Source organism: Deltaproteobacteria bacterium (assembly GCA_018668695.1).
GTDB lineage: Bacteria > Myxococcota > XYA12-FULL-58-9 > XYA12-FULL-58-9 > JABJBS01 > JABJBS01.
This window is the reverse complement of the sequence record JABJBS010000236.1, coordinates 1-7083: the sequence shown is the minus strand read 5'-3', so window position 1 is coordinate 7083 and position 7083 is coordinate 1. Positions and strand designations below refer to the sequence as shown.

3 protein-coding genes are annotated in these 7083 nt (G+C 50.8%); 2 read left to right on the top strand and 1 reads right to left on the bottom strand.

What is annotated here, in order from left to right; translation table 11 throughout:
* Both HOK28_12725 and HOK28_12720 read left to right on the top strand, forming a co-directional pair.
* Positions 1-1857: amino acid permease (locus HOK28_12725; protein ID MBT6433956.1), on the top strand; the 1857-nt coding region annotated here is incomplete at its 5' end.
* Positions 1858-2002: 145 nt separating this feature from the next.
* Positions 2003-4810 (top strand): hypothetical protein, encoded by a 2808-nt coding sequence (locus HOK28_12720; protein ID MBT6433955.1) that lies wholly within the window; start codon positions 2003-2005, stop codon positions 4808-4810.
* A gap of 95 nt (positions 4811-4905) precedes the next feature.
* Here HOK28_12720 and HOK28_12715 read toward each other — a convergent pair.
* The coding region (locus tag HOK28_12715; protein ID MBT6433954.1) for a hypothetical protein at positions 4906-7083 on the bottom strand (2178 nt) is incomplete at its 5' end.

The window sequence follows — 7083 nt, the reverse complement described above, 5'->3', positions numbered from 1 at the left end:
GGTCCGGTTGTCGGCATCATTGCAGCGGTCATCGCTATCTTAACAATGATTGCAATGGCAAACTCTGGATTACTTGCTTCCTCTCGATTTCCTTTCGCCATGAGCCGCGACTCACTTCTTCCAGCAGCCTTTGCAACCGTAAGCCGCAAGTCCCACACACCCACTTGGTGCATCATCTTCACATCATTGGTTATGGCTGTATTCATTATCGGAGTCGATATTGAGAGCATCATCAAGCTGGCGAGTGCTTTTAAGATTCTTGCTTTTATGGCCAACGAAATCTCACTCATTATTCTGAGAACATCGGCACCGCAGTGGTACAAACCAAGCTACAGGGCACCATTCTTTCCCTGGATGCAGATTGCCGCGTCCACCATGTGCCTGGGACTTTTGGTTGCCATGGGTTTGCCTTCGGTCCTCTGCGTAGTCAGCGTGTTTACCATCGGTTTGGTCGTCTATTTCGCCTACGGGCGCAGACATACGAAAAATCTGGGAATGCTTCGAAAGATGGGTCGTAGATTTGACCTGGCTGCACCGCTTCCGGAGCATGCACACGAAGTCGAAGCCATCATTCCGCAAAGTGCAGCTGCATGTGTGGCCCTGATTGGGCAAGAGCGAAGTGTTGAAATGCTCACTCAGATGGGTACTGCTCTAACGGGTCGTAAGCGTGTAGAAGTCATTCATATTACCGATATCCCCGACCAACTCGCGCTTGATGAAATGCTGGATGAAGATCCTCAAATCATCTCGATGCGGCGGCGCGTTTTGGGAATGCGCGAAATGGCAAAAGTCGATGTACGCTTTGATGCCATGGTCTCCCACGACATGGTCGCAACCGTACATAATCTATCCAGCCGATTGCATTGTGAATGGCTCGTCATGAGCTCCAAGCCCTACCGATTCATCAATCCCTTGGGCTGGCTCTACAACCATTTGCCCAATGACCTCGCGCTCTTTAAAGATGCCGGTATTCGATACATCCGAAGAATTTTGGTCGTCACCGATCCAAGCCCTATGGACTCTGTGGTTGCGGAAGCTGCACACAACCTTTCTCAATACTACCGGGCCACCATCACATTTACGCGCTTTATCCGAACCGATGCCTCTCATGTGGAGTCTCAGCAAAGCATCGACTACCTCCAAAATATCCGTGGCTTGTGTGATTCCCCCAGTGACAGCCTTCTTCTTCGCGGCAACACCGAAGTGGAGACCATCAGCAACGCATCCAAGGGCTACGACCTCATGGTTGTAGGTGCCCGCCCACACAACACCATCCGCAACATCTTTCTTAAGTCCAGTGAAGATATGCTGGTCGACCGGTGTATTTGTTCGGCCTTATTACTCAAATCACCTAGGGTTGGACCCCGGGTTGCCCCGCAACCTCTCCCAGTCATCGAGCTAGACGACTACGTCCAGCCTGAGCTTGTGGCGATTCATAAGCAAGTCTCGAACAAAGTTGAACTTTTCAGTAACTTTGCCCAGCAATTTTCAAAGTATCAGCCGGGTATTGCTGTGGATGATATCTCCACGGCCTTAATCGAACGGGAAGCTGCCCAAAACACCGGTGTGTGCCACGGGGTTGGTATGCCTCACGCCACGCTCCCAACATTGGACCGCACCTACCTGATGCTCCAACGCCTTGATAATCCATTGGAATACGACGCCCCCGATAACCAGCCGGTGGACCTCGTTTTTGCCACCCTTGGACCACCCACAGACCGCCAACTTCACTTGGTTTTATTGGCTAAAATATCCAAGCTTATCTTGGAAACGTCGATTTTAGACCAAATCCGGGCCGCCGAGAGCGAAGCCGACATCGTCCAGACCTTAAAAAATGGCCTTAGACCCAAGAACTAGATCCTTGCAAGACTTTGAAATCATTTAAAATTTAGTAAAATCTAATATCTTGCGGAAGGTATGTCTTCTTTTCACGCAACGACCCACCGATTTCCCCGATAACTCTTCTGACACCACAAACGACTGTTTAACTCAGGAGAGAGCCATGCCAAGCATCACAGAAACCGCCAATGCTGGTCGAATCACACGAGCAATGACCGAAGCGGCCCGCGATGCCATCACCAACAACGACGGCGTCTTCACCGCCGCCGCCTATGAGCGCATTGCAACAGCAGCTCTGAGTGTGAACAACAACCTAAGCGACGTTGAGCGTGCAAGCCTAGCTCAGCCACGTGACTATCTTGTCGCTGCAGGAATCGACGTTGATGCCCTCCATTTCGAACCGGCCATTGTTGAACGTGCACGTACATTCATCACCGGCGAAGGCACTGCTCCTTTAACCGGTTTGTCCACAAGCGTAGAAGCACCCACCATTGAATCACTCATGGTGAAGTTCAACCGCATGATGGGAACAGGAAAAGACCTCGGCACCTACAGTGACTGGAGCGTCAAAACACCTGGAGCAGATGTAAAATTCTCCACCACAGCTTCAGGTCGTGATTGGCCTGCACTTGTTCTCGATACTCGAACTTTCGAAGACCCCAAGGCCGCACGCGATATCGTCAGCGAAAACAAAGCTGCATTTAAAGCAGTCACCACACCTGCTGAATTTCAAACTGCGATTGATACAATTCTCGCGGCTGAAGCCGACTACTTTTCCGCAGACGACATTGGCAGCGATTCTGCCAACTTGAAATACGGCGTCGCCAACATCCGGCGTAAGTCGTTTCTAGCTGCTCTTCGCTCAACGGCTGTCGAGGCAACAGGTATCAGCGGTACCGATAAAGCCCGGGCCCGTGGTATTGCCGAAGGCGTATCCATCAAGATGGCAACTGGAATCGATTACCAAATGGAAGTGGGAAGCCACACCAACTACTGGCCCTACTGGTCCAACTACGCGGCGCCTCTTGAGAAGATGCTCGAGCAAGAAGAAGTCGGAAGCGCTGGTTACCATCAGATCAAAAACCGGTTGAACGATATCTATCGTCGTAAAACGCACAACGACTCCTGGAAGCGTGAAGTCAATGAGCGAAATTTCGAATCATCTGTGAAGATGAGCCTGGTATACAGTCCAAACTTCACCGTTGGTTCAGGGCATCGCCTATCCCAAACTGAAGACAGCACGACCTTCAGCCCTCACTACGAACTTATTACAATTAATAAAGCAGGACTGCCTGAAGAGTTCGCACAATACGCGGGTCTTCAAGTCTACCGTGATACCAATGCCAGCAAGACGCTGCGTGTAGACTTCATGGGCAAAGGTGACTCTGAGGCAGAAGTATTTGCCCGCGGTCTTACCGGCAAGGCAATCCCAGCTGAACTTAATGACCACTTAACAACTCGGCGACTTACGAAAAAAGATGCTGAATCATTCACACTTCGAAAATTTCAAGCCGGCGAAAAGGCTCGTAAGAATATCTCCTTTGACTGGGGAAGTAATGGCAGCATCAACGTTGCGCCTACCAATGTTGGATGGTGGGGACATTGCCACAACGAAGCACCCTTGAATGCCATGGCCATCGATCCTCAAAAAGCTGTTAGCTTTTACCGAGCAGACCGAGGCGTAGACAGCAGCAAAGCACTCGTAAATTATACAGCCGCAGACGCGTGGGATATCGCAGGCGCATTCACATCTGACCACGAAGGTCGCCCTGCCTGGAACTCTCTAAGTACTGGCCGAGCAACTGGTGTCGACTCTACTAGCTTTGTAGGTACACGTAACAACGGCCTTCACGAGCTAAACATTAAGCTAGATGGTGGACGCTCATTCAATATCGACGCAGAAGTGATTTCCCTCACCGATGCCTCTGGTAAGAGCCAAGACCCCAAAGCCATTTTCCGTGAGAACGTTGAAAACGAAGACGGCGGTTTTGCTAAGAACCCAATGCACCTAAAGACCAACGCTCAAAAAGATGACCAGATCACCATTGATGTTGCCGGTTGCACGATGAAGCTCTCAACCAAGTACGTCACATTTGATGCACAAGGTAACCCAACCGAGCGCACAGGCAGCGTGAAGCTTGACCCAACTGAAGACAAGTTTGTTAAAGTCACTGAGAAGATTGCTCGTCGCAATCCAGGTGCACAAGGCGGAGAGATTCTTGAGCAGTATTACAATGCCAAGACCAAAGAGTACTACTCCATCACCCAAAAGGTGAATGAAGAAAACGGTTACAAGCGTGAAGAAGTAAGCCGCTCTGAAACATCGGCCGTAAGCGGACTCGAGCACACCACAGAAACGGAATACGACTCTGTTGAAGTCATCTTTGATTACTTCATGGACAACCCAGGGCTTCCTAAAACTTACGACACATCACCTGATGCGCCGGTATGGAACTACCCCGTGGACCGCGAGAAATTAGACCTTCTCACAGAAACGACCGTCACTGAAAACGGCCATGACTATACATACCGAACGTTCAACCTTCTTTACTCCACCATGGGCGGACCGGAAGACCAGAACCAAAAGTTTATTATTAAGTTCAACGAGCAAGGTAAGATTGTTGATACCTGCGCTCTGGACCCAATGCCCGACTTCGCTTTCCGTCAGGACCACTGGACTGCAGCTCCTGTAACAAGCGATAACCGCGGCGGCGCGGCGTACAATGTGATGGCTCTAAGTAAGGGCTATCTGCTTCGCCAAGGTGGCAAGAGCATCAGCGATGTTGAGACAGAACTTTGGCAACAAGAAGCGGCATTACTTTTTGCATCACTTAGCGATGAGACCGCGGAAGGTCACGCCTATGTCTTCCAGAAGACCGATGGTAGCATCGTAAGCTTTGCTGATAAGTCGTCTTTCCACAAAGCAGTGGAGGCAGATAAAGCTCTGCGAAAAGCAGAAGCGAACCAATAACCGAAACGAGTTTCTTCAAGGTACTTGAGTACTCGGTATCTTGAAGAAAACTTGAGTCGCCTTCCCCTTGCCACCCGGCACTTCTAAAACCTCATCTATGGTTCTGATAATGCCTTTTTATAAAGTGCCGCAGGATCGATGGTCGTTCGAAGCGTGGTATTAAACGAACCCTCAATGCTTGTATGGCTTCTAGCCACAAAACTCTCACCGCGGTCGGCGTGGACTCCCAATATTACGCGGACCTGGCCATCGCTCCCAAGCTCCTCCACCACAATCGCATTGTCATCAAAATCGCGCTCGCGCATGGCTTCTCGGCCAGCCGCTACAGCTTCCGGTGCAATATCTTGCGCCGCAGCTAAGTCTCCCTCCAGGCGCAGTTGACCTGAGAGCACAATATCAGTGGGCTGCTCGTTAAGATGCATATCCACACCGTCGCTGCTTGTTGCGAAACCTCCGGTATGAATTCCAAAATCACCAAGAGTAGCTTGCACCCGGGTGCCCTCTTTTAGATTGAGTCGCCTCAGTGCATCCCCCTCAGACCCCACGGTCACGCTGCCATCCGCAAGTTCGGCATCCATCACCGTGTTGGTGAACTGTGCGCTTACACTGCTACTGTCATTCTCCTCAGGACGGAAACTTAAATGATGAAGCTGCGATGAAATTTGAGCGTTGGGTCTCATTTCAAGATTGAACTGAGGGCTGAAAGTTGTGAACCGGCATTTACCTATCTGAGCCCGTGCACTCAAAGGTGTTTCACCATCGCTCACTAAATCAAGTGCCCCATCTTTTCCAAGGCTTAGCGATGCCCGCCCCTCAATATCAATCTGCTTAAATTCGATATCTGTTTCTTTATTCGTAATTGGGTCCAGCCCAACAACTGATGCATTAAGGTTTTCAATCACAAGCTTGTCTGGCGTGCTGATGGTACCGGCGCCAATTTGTAAACTTCCACCGCTTACCTGAGCGCTGCGAATATCGATCAAAGCCGGCGGCTTATTCTCATCCGGGATGGGCAAATGTATTAAACCGCTCAACCCTCCCCGCAAACCGGTCACTGCAATATCTGTATTCTCCAGTCCTACTGAAACCGTTGCCACACTGCCATTATCGATATTGAGAATGCTACCATCTGCTGCCTGCATTTGGGTGTTGAGCTTTAGAGAGTTCTCCCCACTTCTCGACGCAAAATGAATTTCACCGTTTTCATCGGTTTCAAAGCTACCAGAACCCTGAAGCGACATACTCATATGCACGCCTTGATTCCCAAGCGCGGTGCCGGACGTTGCGCCGCTGCCATCGGCTGTGAGGTCTAAGTCGTCCACGGTGCCGCTTAGCTTGCCATCCTTGATGCCAATGCTTCCACTTAATTTACCGCCGAGTGCAATGCTGCCACCATGGTCATCGATGCACACGCTGCCATTGGCATTCAAAGTGGCTTCAACCTTCGGTAGGTCGAGTTCAAAAACGGGATCTTCACCCGGGTGGTAAGCGATGCGAACTTGACCGCCTTGTACAGAGTCCACCGAAACATCGCTTCGAAGACTTCCCACCGCTGCACGCAGACTCACATCCGAGGCATCGAGGTTATCGATGGCCAGTTCAAAATGTGCATCACCGTTTTCGTCGCGATAAACTCGAACCAAAACATCCGCATCTCCATCTCCGATATTCACACCCAAATCATCGTTACCGAGTATTGTTTGCCCTAAGTTCGCATGGCCTCGAATGGTGAGGTCGTTGGGATTTCCTTCCACCGAGATTTGCGAGCCCGGTGCAAATTGAATGCTCTGCCCGTCACCCAAGCTTAAGGTATTGTCCGAAAATGAGGCGTTGCGTACCGTGATGTCCGTGCTGGCAAAATCTATCTTCGCTAAAAGCGCATCCAGCTCACCCGGTGTGCTCGCATTGGGTCCATCTTGAGGCGCAGTGTTCTCCGGCGCTGTTTCTACCGACGCGCTGGGATCAACAATGATGGGATCTCTAAGCACAGTTACATTGGCGGAGAGTTTATTTAAGAAACTTTCAACATCGGCCGGGAAAGGCGAAGAGCCCACCAGGGCCTCACCAAGCTTGTCGCCAATTTTTCTTCGAACGGTGTCACCAAGCCCGACAGCTTCCGCTGCACCCGGCAAAAGCCCAGACAAATCTACTTCAGGCCACAGGTAAGCTTCGCCGGTATCTTCATCCACGCGAACTTCAAGTGCGTAGACCGTTGCCCCAATGTCTGTGGATGGAGCCAATGGGCCCGGCAAATGGTACTTCGCCCAGATGTC